The organism is Altericroceibacterium indicum (assembly GCF_009828105.1).
Lineage (GTDB): Bacteria > Pseudomonadota > Alphaproteobacteria > Sphingomonadales > Sphingomonadaceae > Altericroceibacterium > Altericroceibacterium indicum.
Window position 1 is genome coordinate 266606 of sequence record NZ_WTYQ01000003.1, and the last position, 13742, is coordinate 280347.

Annotated in this window: 7 protein-coding genes; 3 read left to right on the forward strand and 4 right to left on the reverse strand. The window is 56.5% G+C overall.

Going from position 1 to position 13742, the window contains the following annotated elements; translation table 11 throughout:
- Positions 1 to 135 precede the first annotated feature (135 nt).
- Positions 136 to 2901: a [protein-PII] uridylyltransferase gene (locus tag GRI39_RS09685; RefSeq protein ID WP_160739501.1), complete on the forward strand. Its 2766-nt coding sequence runs from the start codon at positions 136 to 138 to the stop codon at positions 2899 to 2901.
- A gap of 78 nt (positions 2902 to 2979) precedes the next feature.
- Here the strand turns inward: GRI39_RS09685 and GRI39_RS09690 are convergent, their stop codons facing one another.
- The 4 genes from GRI39_RS09690 to GRI39_RS09705 form a co-directional block, all read right to left on the reverse strand.
- Positions 2980 to 4416 (reverse strand): glutamate synthase subunit beta, encoded by a 1437-nt coding sequence (locus GRI39_RS09690; protein WP_160739502.1) that lies wholly within the window; start codon positions 4414 to 4416, stop codon positions 2980 to 2982.
- Positions 4417 to 4427: 11 nt separating this feature from the next.
- Positions 4428 to 9098, reverse strand: coding sequence for a glutamate synthase large subunit (gene gltB, locus GRI39_RS09695; RefSeq protein ID WP_160739738.1), 4671 nt, complete (start codon positions 9096 to 9098; stop codon positions 4428 to 4430).
- Positions 9099 to 9366: 268 nt separating this feature from the next.
- A complete protein-coding gene (locus GRI39_RS09700; RefSeq protein ID WP_160739503.1) occupies positions 9367 to 10803 on the reverse strand; it encodes a hypothetical protein in 1437 nt (478 codons plus the stop codon).
- A gap of 60 nt (positions 10804 to 10863) precedes the next feature.
- On the reverse strand, positions 10864 to 12072 hold the full coding sequence (locus tag GRI39_RS09705; protein WP_160739504.1) for a TIGR04063 family PEP-CTERM/XrtA system glycosyltransferase: 1209 nt from the start codon (positions 12070 to 12072) through the stop codon (positions 10864 to 10866).
- Positions 12073 to 12167: 95 nt separating this feature from the next.
- Between GRI39_RS09705 and GRI39_RS14395 the strand changes: the two genes are divergently transcribed.
- Complete coding sequence (locus tag GRI39_RS14395) at positions 12168 to 12335, forward strand: hypothetical protein (protein ID WP_170324287.1); 168 nt, start codon at positions 12168 to 12170, stop codon at positions 12333 to 12335.
- A complete protein-coding gene (locus GRI39_RS09710) occupies positions 12328 to 13716 on the forward strand; it encodes a putative O-glycosylation ligase, exosortase A system-associated (protein WP_160739505.1) in 1389 nt (462 codons plus the stop codon). The genes GRI39_RS14395 and GRI39_RS09710 overlap by 8 nt, the downstream gene beginning before the upstream one ends.
- Positions 13717 to 13742 lie beyond the last annotated feature (26 nt).

Sequence of the window (13742 nt, forward strand, 5' to 3'; positions counted from 1 at the left end):
TGCCTTATGTCCACGTCTTCTCCCACATCATGTGGGCGTCGGTCAGTCCTTTGGCACAGGCTGCGCATAGACGAAAGACCGCGCAATCATCACAGGACCATTTGCATCGTTCTTTAGGCTAGCTATCTAGGTATTGTGACTGCCATCAAAATTCAAAATCAGCGCGCGGTAATCAACCGACGCAAGCTCGCCGCAGCGATTGCGGATGAAGTTGCTCTCACTTCAGCCGAGAAAGCACGCCCGCGCGTGGTTGAATTGCTGCGGCAAGCACTGGCCGATGGCCGCACGGAACTAGCCAGGCGATTGCAGGAGAAGCCCTCCGCTGGCCATGAATGCACCCATGGCCATGCTTTCCTGATGGATCAACTCATCCGCGTGATGCACGATCATGTGGTAAACGATGTCTATCCCGCTCCCAATCGTTCGACCGGAGAGCGGCTGACAATCATCGCCGTGGGTGGATATGGACGCGCCGAAATGGCGCCGCATTCCGATGTCGACATCGCCTTTATCACCCCTTCCAAGAACACTCCCTGGTGCGAGCAGGTGATTGAAGCCCTGCTGTATTTCCTGTGGGATTTGAGCCTGAAGGTCGGCCATTCCAGCCGCGCATTGGATGATATGGTGCGGATGGCCAAGCAAGACCTCACCATCCGCACAGCCTTGTTGGAAGGGCGTTATCTATGGGGCGATCAGAACCTGATGGATGAGGCCAGCCGTCGCTTCTGGGCTGAAGTCGTGCGCGGCAGTGAAGCGCAATTCGTCGCTGAAAAGCTGGCTGAACGCGATGCACGTCATAAGAGGATGGGCGACAGCCGCTATGTGGTTGAACCCAATGTGAAGGATGGCAAGGGTGGTTTGCGCGATCTGCAAACGCTCTATTGGATAGGCAAATATATCCATAAGGTGCGCAATGCGGCGGAGCTGGTCGATGTGGGCCTGCTCACCAAGCCCGAATATCGCGCTTTCCGCAGGGCAGAAAACTTCCTCCTTGCCACGCGCTGCCATCTCCACACGATCACTGGCCGGGCGGAAGACCGGCTGACTTTCGACATGCAGCCACAAATTGCCAAGGCGATGAATTTTGCGGATCGGACCGGCAAGAGTGCGGTCGAACGCTTCATGCAATTCTATTTCCTGCAAGCCAAGCATGTCGGCCATCTGACCGGGGTCTTCCTCGCACAGTTGGACGAACAGATCGCCAGCAAGCGCAAGGCGCGTGGGTTGCTGGCCGGTTTCCGGAGCAAGCCCCGCATCGTCAAAGGCTACCGCGTGGGCGGCGGCAAGATTGCCGCGCCGCACGATGGCTGGTTCCAGCAAGATCCGGTGCGCCTGATCGAAATCTTTCAGATTGCCGAGGAAGATGGTTTTGAAGTTCACCCCGAAACCATGCGTATGGCCAGCCGGGACGCTGGGCTGATTACTGCGAAGATCCGCAAGGATAAACGCGCAAACGAATTGTTCATCAAGCTTCTGACTGGCCGGAATGACCCGGAAATGGTCCTCCGCTGGTTCAATGAAGCAGGTGTCTTTGGCCGTTTCGTGCCCGATTTCGGCAAGGTCAACGCGCAGATGCAATTCGATATGTATCACCACTATACGGTGGATGAGCATACGATTCAGGCCATAGGCCTGCTGTCGCACATCGAACGCGGGGAGTTAACTTCCGAACATCCGCTGCTCAGTGAGATCATCCATAAGGTATCATCGCGCCGCGTCCTCTATGTGGCGACCTTGCTGCATGACATCGCCAAGGGACGGGGTGGCGATCATTCGGTTCTGGGCGCAGAAGTTGCGCTGAAAATTTGCCCGCGCCTCGGGCTCGATGAGAATGAGACCGAGCTGGTGAGTTGGCTGGTCGCACAGCACCTTTTGATGAGCGCCACAGCCTTCAAGCGCGATCTTTCTGACATGAAGACCATCGTCGATTTCGTGGCCGAAGTGCAAAGTCTTGACCGGTTACGGCTGCTGACCGGGTTAACGATTGTCGATATCCGTGCGGTTGGCCCCGGCATCTGGAATAGTTGGAAAGGCCAGTTGCTCGGGGAGTTGTTCGAACTGTCCGAAGAACGCTTGCGGCTGGGGCATAAACGACGCGGACGGGCCGAACGGGTGGCCCAGCGCAAGGAAGATGTCGCGAAACTGCTGGGCGATCAGGCGCATATTATCGATGATCTGGATAACCGCTTTGACGATTCCTACTGGATTGCCGAGCCTGACGACATCATCGCCATCAACCTGCCCCACTATGCCGCCGCTAGGGAAAAGCAGCATAAGCTCTCGATCCATGCCGAATATTATGAAGCGCGTGGGGCCACGCTGGTGACGGTGATCGGGGATGACCACCCAGGCCTGTTCTACCGGATTGCAGGCGCGATTCACCTTGCGGGTGGCAATGTCATCGATGCTCGGATTCACACCACGCGAGTAGGCAAGGCGGTCGATAATTTCCTTGTGCAGGACCCGCTCGGGCGGCCTTTCAAAGAAACCAGCCAGCTTGAACGGCTACGGGTTTCCATTGAGGATGCACTGGCGAATAAGATCGAATTGCTGCCTCAGCTTGCCAAGCGGCCCAATGCGCGCGCGCGCTCGGAGAGTTTCGAAGTCCGCCCGCGTGTGTCGTTCGATAATGATGCCAGTGAACGCTTCACAGTGATTGAAGTGCACGCCAAGGATCGTCCGGCCCTGCTCAATCGCCTGGCCCGGGCGATGTTTGAAGGCAATCTGATGGTCAATTCCGCCCACGTCACCCAATTCGGCGAACGCGCTGTGGATACGTTCTACGTTACCGATCTGCTGGGCGAGAAGCTGAAGGCGGCTGATCGCCGTCAAGCGGTGGAAGAGGCGCTGCTTGATGCCGCCAGCGAGCAGGTAGAAGCACGACAAGTCGAAGAAGCCTGAAACCTCTTTAACAGACATAGAAAAGCCGGGCCGCTCTGTTGAACGACCCGGCTTTTCCATATTTCAGACTGCAAAGCCTCAGCGCGGCAATTCGCTGACGCCCATCAACGCTTCATCCACTGAACGGGCGCACTGGCGGCCTTCGCGGATCGCCCAGACGACAAGGCTTTGGCCACGGCGCATATCGCCGCAGGCATAGATACCATCCTGACTGGTGCGATAATCGGAGGTATTGGCATCCACATTGCCGCGATCGGTCAATTCCACTGAAGACTGGTCCAGCAGACCCGTCTTGCGCGGGCCGACGAAACCCATAGCGAGAAGGATGAGATCAGCCGGAAGCACGAATTCGCTACCCTCAATCTCTTTCATCTCACGGCCTTCCCATTCGATGCGGACGCATTTGAGGCCAGTCATCTGACCGTTTTCGCTTTCCACTTCCTTGGTCAGAACCGCCCAATCACGGGTTGCCCCTTCTTCATGGCTGGAAGAGGTGCGCAGCTTCATCGGCCAATCGGGCCATGTCAGCAGCTTGTTTTCCTTTTCAGGTGGCTGCGGCATGATTTCGATCTGCGTCACGCTCTTGGCGCCCTGACGGTTGGCTGTACCGACACAGTCAGAACCGGTGTCACCACCGCCGATCACGATCACATGCTTATCCGTTGCAGTCAGCGAGCCACGCGGCGCGGCGCGCAATTCTTCATCGCCGGCATTGCGCTTGTTCTGCTGAGTCAGAAATTCCATCGCCAGACGCACACCGGAGAGTTCTGAACCCGGAATATCCAGCCAGCGCGCTTCTTCCGAACCGCCAGCCATCACAATCGCGTCAAAATTTTCCTTGAGCGACTTCACCGACACATCAACGCCCACTTCAGTCGAAGTGCGGAAGGTCACGCCTTCTGCCTCCATCTGCACCATGCGGCGATTGATGAGATGCTTTTCCATCTTGAAGTCAGGGATGCCGTAGCGCAGCAGGCCACCCACGCGGTCACTCTTTTCGAACAGGGTCACCGTATGCCCGGCCCGTGCGAGTTGCTGCGCACAGGCCATGCCAGCCGGGCCTGAACCCACCACAGCCACTGTCTTCCCAGTGCGCTTTTCAGGGGTTTGTGGCTTGATCCAGCCTTCTTTCCATCCCCGATCAACAATCGCACATTCGATCGATTTGATCGTGACGGGTTGGTCGATGATATTCAGCGTGCAGCTCGCTTCGCATGGAGCGGGGCAGACGCGACCGGTGAATTCGGGAAAATTATTGGTCGAATGCAGTACTTCGAGTGCATTCTGCCAATCCCCTTCATAGACCAGATGGTTCCAGTCCGGGATGATGTTGTTCACCGGGCAGCCATTGTGACAATAAGGAATGCCACAATTCATGCAGCGAGAGGCCTGTTTCTTCAGACCGTCTTCGCTGTGCGGAATGGTGAATTCCTTGTAATGCTTCACCCGTTCCTTGGGATCGTCATACGTCCGGTCCTGCCGGTCGAGTTCGAGAAAGCCGGTTTCCTTGCCCATCTTAGTAACCCTTACTCAGCCGCTTGCGCAGCAGCTTCTTCACGTTCGGCTTCGAGTTGTGTCAGCGCACGCGCATAATCGCGCGGCATGACTTTCACGAATTTGCCGAGTGCATTGTCCCAATCAGCGAGCAATTCCGCTGCCCGTGTCGATCCGGTATGGAGCTTGTGGCGCTCCACCAGAATCTTCAGCCGTTCAGCATCGTGCCGCAGCATATCGCCCATACCCGCATCGTTCACGCTCTGCGCACGCTGCTGCGGACGGCCAGTGCCTTCATCGGCATCCGGTTCTGGTGAAATGGCCGAAAGATCAACCATCGCCATATTGCAACGCTGTTCGAAGGTCCGCTCAGGGTCATAAATGTAAGCAACACCGCCAGACATACCGGCTGCAAAGTTGCGCCCCGTATTGCCCAGCACGACCACGACACCGCCGGTCATATATTCGCAGCCATGATCACCAGTGCCTTCAACCACGGCGACAGCACCCGAATTACGGACGGCGAAACGTTCACCCGCCACACCGTTGAAGAAAGCTTCACCGGCGATCGCGCCATAGAGCACTGTATTGCCGACAATGATATTGTCATTCGCAGTGCGGTTCACCCCTTCGGGCTGGCGAACGATCACGCGGCCGCCGGAAAGGCCCTTGCCGACATAGTCATTCGCATCGCCCACCAGATCAAGCGTCACACCATGGGCAAGCCATGCGCCGAAGCTCTGCCCGGCGACCCCGGTAAGGTTGATGCGCAGCTGTTCAGGCCGCAAACCGGCATGGCCATGAGCCTTGGCGATTTCGCCTGAGAGCATGGCACCAACGGTACGGTTCACATTGCGGACCTCACGATCAAGGACCAGCGTTTCACCCTGTTCAATGGCTGGCTTGGCCGCCTTGATCAGTTCGACATCCATCGCCGAGGCAAGGCCGTGTTCCTGCGTTTCGGTATGGTAAAGTGCATGCCCTTCAGCCGGTGGTACCTGATGCAGAATGCGCGCAAGGTCGACCCCTTCTGCTTTCCAGTGGTGAAGCGCCTTCTTCATGTTCAGACGATCAACCCGGCCGACCATTTCTTCAATGGTACGGAAGCCCATTTCCGCCATGATCTGACGCAGCTCTTCGGCCACAAAGAAGAAGTAATTGATGACATGCTCAGGCTGGCCCATGAAGCGCTTACGCAATTCAGGGTTCTGCGTGGCAACGCCCACAGGGCAGGTGTTGAGATGACATTTGCGCATCATGATGCAGCCTGCCGCGATCAGCGGAGCGGTCGCAAAGCCGAATTCGTCAGCCCCGAGCAGCGCGCCGACGGCCACATCACGCCCGGTCCGCAAACCGCCATCAACCTGCACCGCGATCCGACTACGCAGATCGTTGAGAAGCAGTGTCTGCTGCGTTTCAGCAAGGCCAATTTCCCAAGGGGAACCGGCATGGGTGAGTGATGTCAGTGGCGATGCACCAGTGCCACCTTCATAACCGGAGATGGTCAGATGGTCGGCCCGTGCCTTGGAAACACCCGCAGCCACCGTGCCCACACCCACTTCGGAGACGAGCTTCACGGAGATACGTGCCACCGGGTTAACGTTCTTCAGATCGTGGATCAGCTGGGCGAGATCCTCGATCGAATAGATGTCATGGTGCGGTGGTGGTGAAATCAAGCCCACACCTGGCGTTGCATGGCGCACCTTGCCGATCACCTTATCGACCTTATGGCCGGGCAATTGGCCGCCTTCACCAGGCTTTGCCCCTTGCGCCATCTTGATCTGAATATCGTCTGCATTGACGAGATATTCGGTTGTCACACCAAAACGGCCAGATGCGACCTGCTTAATGCGGCTACGCATGGAATCGCCATTGGCCATCGGCGTGAAGCGATCCACTTCTTCGCCGCCTTCACCCGTATTGGAGCGGGCTTCGATGCGGTTCATCGCAATTGCCAGCGTAGTATGCGCTTCACGGCTGATCGAGCCATAGCTCATCGCGCCAGTGGAGAAACGCTTCACAATTTCACTCGCCGGTTCGACATCTTCCAGCGGAATGGGGTTTTCGGCTTTTTTGAATTCCATCAACCCGCGAATGGTCAGCAGCCGTTCGGACTGCTCATTCATACTGCGGGCGAATTCTTCGTAATTCTTGTGGTTATTGCCACGCACAGCGTGCTGGAGATTGGCGATATTCGCCGGAGTCCAGGCATGGTCTTCACCGCGCAGACGATATTGGTAGATCCCGCCCACATCGAGCATGTTCTTGTAGATCGGATTATCGCCATAGGCTGATTCATGGCGACGAACCGATTCTTCGGCCACTTGTTGCAGGCCGATGCCTTCAATCGTGGTCGCGGTGCCGGTGAAGTACTTATCGATGAACGCGCTGGACAGGCCAACCGCGTCAAAGATCTGCGCGCCGCAATAGGACTGGTAAGTCGAGATGCCCATCTTGGACATGACCTTACGGATGCCCTTGCCGACCGCCTTGATATAGTTCTTCTGGACCGTCTTGCTGTCGATCTCAGGGAACTTCGCTGCGCGCAGAGCTTCCATCGTTTCGAACGCAAGATAGGGATTGACCCCTTCCGCACCATAGCCTGCCAGCACGCAGAAGTGATGCACTTCACGCGCTTCGCCGGTTTCCACCACGAGGCCGGTTTGCATCCGCAAACCCTGACGAACGAGGTGATGATGCACTGCTGCTGTTGCCAGCGCGGCAGGCATTGGAATGCGTTCCTTGGATTCTGCCCGGTCAGACAGGATCAGAATGTTGCGATCCTGAAGCACCGCTTCGGTGGCCGTCCAGCACATTTCCTTGATCGCCATTTCCAGACCATCGGCACCGGTGGAGGCATCCCAGGTCATGTCGATCGTTTCGGTGCGGAAAGCACCATCCAGACCCTTTTCCACCGAGCGGATCTTTTCCATCGCTTCATTGGTGAGGATCGGCTGGCTGACTTCCAGACGCTTATGCGTACCGGCATCACGGCCGAGCAAATTCGGGCGCGGGCCGATCATGGAAAGCAGGTCCATCACCAGCTCTTCACGGATCGGGTCAATCGGCGGGTTGGTCACCTGCGCGAAGTTCTGCTTGAAATAATCGTAGAGCAGGCGGCTCTTGTTAGAGAGCACCGCGATCGGCGTGTCCGTGCCCATCGAACCGATGGGATCATCGCCTGCGGTTGCCATCGGCTCAAGGAAGCGGGTGACGTCTTCCTGTGTGTAGCCGAAAGCCTGCTGGCGCTGGAGTAGGCTCGATTCCGTATTGCGAACCGCTTCGTGATCGGTTTCAATCGCTTCGATGTCACGCAGCTTATACTGCGCATGATTGAGCCATTCCGCATAAGGATGCGCCTTGGCGAGATCCGCCTTCAGCTCTTCATCTTCGATGATGCGCCCCTGCTCGAGATCGATCAGCAGCATACGGCCCGGTTGCAGGCGCCATTTGCGAGTGATGTCTTCTTCCTTGAACGGCAGAACGCCGCTTTCAGAAGCCAGGCACACCATATCATCCTTGGTCACACAGAAGCGTGCGGGGCGCAGGCCATTTCGGTCAAGCGTGGCGGCAATCTGGCGGCCATCGGTGAAAGCCAGGGCAGCCGGGCCATCCCAAGGCTCCATCAAGGCCGCGTGATATTCGTAAAATGCCTTGCGATCCGGGTCCATCAGATCATTGCCGTTCCACGCTTCGGGCACGAGCATCATCATGGCGTGTGCAAGGCTGTAACCGCCGGCCAGCAACAGTTCGAGCGCATTATCCAGGCATGCCGTATCCGACTGACCATGCGGAATGATCGGCCACAATTTGTCGAGATCAGGGCCCAGTAGCTCGGATTCCATGGTGCGGCGGCGGGCGTTCATCCAGTTCACATTGCCGCGAACCGTGTTGATTTCACCATTATGGGCAATCAGGCGGAACGGCTGCGCAAGGCGCCAGCTTGGGAATGTGTTGGTTGAAAAGCGCTGATGGACAAGGCCCAGTGCCGAAACGCAAGTTGGATCGCGCAAATCATCGTAGAACGTCTCAACCTGATTGGCGAGAAGCAAGCCCTTATAAACCACAGTCCGGCTGGAGAAGCTGGGCATATAGAGCCGGGCGATGTCCGGATCATTATGCTTTTCAGCCAGTTCCTTGAGCGGGTTCTGGAGCTGCTTGCGGATGGTGAGCAATTTACGCTCAAACGCATCCTGGTCGGGGCAGCTTTCACCGCGCGCGATGAAGGCCTGCCGGATAAGCGGCATGGAATCGAGTACGGCTTTACCGAGGCCGTCCAGCGTCGTCGGCACATCACGCCAGCCGATCAAGCGCTGGCCTTCCTTGGCGATATATTTTTCGAACTGTTCGACCACGAAGCTACGGGCCTTCTCGCCTTGTGGCAGGAAGCACATGGCTACAGCGTAATCGCCTTCGGGCGGAAGCGTGAGCCCTTCGCCATCGGCCCATTTTCGATAGAGCGCATCCGGAATTTGCATCAGGATACCGGCGCCATCGCCCAGCAAGGGGTCAGCACCCACCGCACCGCGGTGATCGATATTGGCCAGAATCTCCAGAGCCTGGCTTACAATTGCGTGGCTTTTTACACCTTTGATATTGGCAACGAAACCAACACCGCATGCGTCATGCTCATTGCGCGAATCGTAAAGGCCCTGGGGGGCGGGGAACTCGGTCAATTCTTCTATCCTGTTTTTGCCCGGCATAATCACCACCTCATTGCCCGGCCCAGTCAGGCAATGAAGCGCGACCCACCCTCGCTGGGTGGCACCGAAAATGTCGCGAAACACCCCCATGACGACATGATTGTATTTTTGCAAGTCTCAGAGATGTTCATTGAATGCTGTTTCAACTGGCGCTGACGTAATAATCTCACTTTTCCTCACCTTTGCCAAGGGAGAGGCGCGCCCATTTTCCGGGCCTTTGAGATAGAATAAGGACTCAAGCCGCAACAGTTGCGGCCAAAGAGGTCAGTCAGGCAGCGCCACTCATCCGCTGGAGCTTTTCGAGTGCCGCCCGCAGAACGCGCTCCGTCTCCGCCCGATCACCTGACGATTCAGCGCGAGGCTCATCAGCGGAAGGCTCCGTTGCAGTAGTGGCTGGCGGTTGCATATGCGCGGGCGGGTCAAACGGGCGTGTTTCGGGAGACGGTTGTTTCTCCAGCGCAGCACTATCTCCACTGCCTGCCTTGTCTGCATCAACTGCAGGCGATGCGGCCACACTCTCATTCGGTGCAGGATTTTTCCGTGGCTTGGTTTTCAACCGCACCAGCGGCCTTCGTTTGGCCGGCAGATCATCGCTACTGGATACGAGCGAAAGCCGTTGCCCCTCAGCCATCGGTTCCATGCTATTATCAAGCGACGCTTCAAAATCGCGGGGTTTATCATCCTGAGTTGCAGGGACGGAAAGCGAATCGAGGATCGATTCGCCATGATCGGCGGCGGGGCTTTGACCGTATTGTGTGGTGGCCGAAGCGGGTTCAGCCGTCACGCCGCTTGTCGCTTCAGCATCAGGCCGGTTGAAATAAGCAGCCATCGCCATTTTGGCCTCTTCTGCCTCAGCCGCGAGAAGATCATTGCCCAAGGAAATGGTCTGCTCAGACTGCGCGCTCTGAGGTGCCGGTGCATCCTGTTTCTGCAGAACTTCCTGCTGTTTTTCGTGCAACCAATGCCGACGTGCCTCAATGGCTTGGCCTAAACGCTCCGCCAGTTGCACCAGTCCCAACTCATCCAATTCAGTTGTTTTTTCTAAACTGCTGGCCTGCTCTTCCTCATCTTGCGGCACATCCGATTGCGGCTGAAACTCCGGCTCGAAAGCAGCATCATCCACTTGGGGTGCGGGTTCTTCGGGTTCAATTTCCGAAAACTCGGCAATTTCGGCATCAATTCCGTCACTATGATCCGGCACGATCGATGATGGAACAGCCTCCTGCCAAAATGCCTCCTCGCTCGGGAGCGCAGGATCGGGAACATCTGCAAAATCATCTGCCGAGGCCTCAGCACCACCAAAGCCTTCTTCCCCCAGTTCCCGACTGGCATAGAATGGCTCTCGTGCCTTCTTCGCCTCAAGATTTCTGCGGCGCATTTCCTGCAATTCGTCATGATGAGCCGATGGCTGGGTGGAAAGACGGCGGCCCAATATCCAGCCGCCAAGACAGCCTGCAATGGCAGCGGCAAAGGCAATCGCGAATTTGGCCGTACCGCCCAAGGGAGGAGCGGCTGGCGGCAGAATATTCGCAAGGCCAGTCAAGGAAACAACCCGCTCAAACAGACTCAGCGGTAATACCAGGCTCCCCAGTCCCAGAAGAGCCGCAAACCATAAAGCGACCAGAGCAGGAAAAGCTGGGTGAGCGCTGATCGGGTTGGAACCGCCAGCAGGCTGTTTGCCATCGCGTCCATAAGGGGTAGCCATCGTCTTGTCTCTTCCTGTTCGCTCTGAGCGAATCACCACGCCTTTAAACTGGGCTGTTCGTCAGTTTGACGCTTTACTTAGCAATGCATCGTAAACGTCCTGATAACGGTTGACGTTCCGTGCCCAATCGTGATTGCGTTCAACATGCTTGCGCGCTTGCTCAATGAAAGTGGGCCATTTGTCTTTGCGGTCAATCAAGCTCACCAGCGCTGCGCCACATGCCTCTGGATTGTCCGGCGCAAAAAGAACGCCCGTTTCACCATCATTGATCAATTCCCTGTGGCCGCCGACATCAGATGCAGCAACCAGCTTTCCCTGCGCCATGGCTTCCAGCGGCTTCAAAGGCGTGACCAGATCGGTCAGCCGGCTCTTTTTGCGGGGGTAAGCCATGATATCGCAGAGCGAATAATACCGTTCCACCTGATCATGGGGCACCCGCCCGGTGAAGCAGATCGCATCAGCCGCAGGCGAATTTTCCGCCTGAAACTTCAAACTACCTGCCATCGGCCCACCACCGACCATCAGCAGGCGCGCATCGGGATAGCGCGCTGTCAGATATGGCATGGCGTTAATCAGATCATCCAGCCCTTCATAATCATAGAAGCTACCTATGAAGCCAATCACAGGGCCATCATTCAAACCCAGTTCCTGGGCCAGCGCACTATCGCGTGGCGGCGCTGTCCCGAAAAGGGTCAGATCGACACCATTGGGCATGATCGTGATTCGCTCCGCCGGACAATGGCGTTCCAGCAGGTCATCACGCAAACCTGCACAGATAGTCACAATCGCATCGGCTGAACGAATCACGTGATTCTCCAGCGCTCTGGTCAGGCGATATTTAAGTGAATTGGCCCGCACACTACCGTTGCCAACAGCGGCATCTTCCCAAAAAGCGCGAATCTCATAGACCATCGGAATGCCATGACGCCGGGCCACTCTGGCAGCGGCAGCCCCACACAGCGCAGGTGAATGGGCATGGATGATATCCGGTTTCCAATCACCGACCAATTGCTCAATCCTTTGCGCAAAAGCACCGATTTCTCGCCATTCTGCAAAGCCGGAAGGCCCCGAGGGCTTACCAGGTGTACGGTGGAAGCGCAGGCCATCAACCTCCTCCACCAGAGGGCCATCCTGCACATGGCGCTGCCCGGTGACACCGCAAACCTCATAGCCCAGCGCCTGCTGCGCTTTCAAAATAGCGCGCGTGCGAAAGGTATAGCCGCTCTGTAATGGGAGCGAGTGATCGAGAACATGTAATATCCGGGTCATTGCTCTATAGCTCTGCCTCAAGAAACTTAACGAGGTATCAACCAACGCTCTCTAGCGCATATTATTAACATGGTTTCTTCCACGGGAATGAATTCTTGGTCGATTATTTTGCCATTGGCCTTTCGCATGGCCTTATAGCACTCGCCATCTGGCGATTGCTGATGCGTGACGACCTCGACCAGGACACAGATTCAGGCGATTCTTTGCGCGAGCGCCCCTGGCTGAAAAAGACACCCACTGCCGAGAGAGAGAAGGATGCTTGACCTTGCCCTCCTGGGGTTTGTCGCCTTGTTTCTTCTTGCAGGGTTGAAGCGCCCCTTCATCTGGGTGCTTGCCTATATTTATATCGATATCGTCATACCGCAGAAAATTGGCTGGTCATTGATCAGCTCGATCCCCTTGTCGCTCATTTCATTTGTGGCCGCATTTGGTGGGTGGCTGTTGCTGGACTCCAAAAAGGGCAGCAGCTTCACCCTCCGTCAGGGCATCATCGGCTTCCTGTTGTTATATTGCGCGATGACCACGCTCACCGCCGCTTATCCCGAGGCGGCAATGACCAAATGGTCCTGGGTGTGGAAGGCACTGCTCTTCGCGCTGTTTCTGCCGCTGGCTCTGCGTACCAGGCTGCGATTGGAAGCAACCGTGCTGATATATGTCCTGTCGCTGGCCGCGATCCTCATCGATGGCGGTATCAAAACGCTGGGCAGTGGCGGCGGTTATGGTGAATTGGCACTATTGGTGAAGGAAAATTCGGGCATTTATGAAAGCTCGATCATCTCCTGTGCTGCGATCACTGTGATTCCATTGATCTTGTGGCTCACTAAACATGGCACAATCTTCAAACCTGATAAGCGAGTGCGCCTTTTTGCCGCCGGACTGATATTTGCAGCCCTGCTGATCCCGGTTGGAACACAGGCCCGGACTGGCCTTTTGTGTATTGCAATGCTGGGCGCCCTCCTGCTGCGTTCTGTCCGCCACCGTTTTCTGTTTATCGGGCTTGCCGCCATTGGCGTGCTGGTAGCGATCCCCTTGTTACCAGATAGCTACACATCGCGGATGGATACGATCGCCGATCATGATTCAGATGAATCGGCCTCCACCCGTATCGCTGTATGGAACTGGACAATTGATTATGCCAAACAGCACCCTCTGGGTGGCGGTTTTGACTCCTATCTCGCCAACAGCTTCACCTATCAGACCCGCTCTGTGCGCGATGTGGGCGGCACCACGGAAGTTGTTTATGACACCGTCACGGACAAAGGCCGCGCGTTTCATTCATCCTATTTCGAAATGCTGGGTGAGCAAGGCTGGCCGGGGCTGATCATCTGGCTATGGCTGCACCTGCTCGGCATCTGGCAAATGGAGAAATTGCGCTGGCTGTTTGGCAAACGCGAAGGTGGCAAAGAGAGTTGGCAATGGGGCCTTGCCACCAGTTTGCAGCAATCGCAGATCATCTATCTGGTGGGCGCAGCCTTTGTCGGCATTGCCTATCAGCCCTTTGCCTACACCATTATCGGCCTGCAATGCGCCCTCTGGGCCTATGTGAAGCGGGTGGATAAAGAAAGCGTGGACGCGCCTCAGCCATCCTATGCGCGCCACCTCAAGCAAAAGCCGGTGGCACGGCATCCCTCCACCGGCTCCTGAATACTGACGCAGTCAAAGCACGGCGA